The following is a 229-nucleotide window of genomic DNA, read 5'->3' as shown; positions in this document are numbered from 1 at the left end:
TCAGGACACAGTCATATTGTGATGTCTACGAACTTCTTGAATCCGATGTAGATTTAGTCATAGAGGCTGCAACGATAGAAGCAGCTGAAGAGTATTCATTGAAAGTGCTTAAAAGCGGGAAGGATCTCTTGCTAAGCAGCATTGGCGTTATGTCGAATTCTGCCTTTGAAGAACAATCAAACAAGATTTGTAAATTGAATAACTTGAATATTCTCCTTCCGTCTGGTGC

The 229-nt window shown here is 39.7% G+C and carries 1 pseudogene; it reads left to right on the top strand.

Annotated features, from left to right (window positions below):
- Nucleotides 1-229: pseudogene (locus ACYP5M_RS26885) on the top strand (aspartate dehydrogenase); the annotation flags it as partial.

This window comes from Peribacillus sp. N1 (assembly GCF_054600815.1).
The sequence above is the reverse complement of the archived record's forward strand: the minus strand, read 5'-3'. Positions and strand labels throughout refer to the sequence as shown.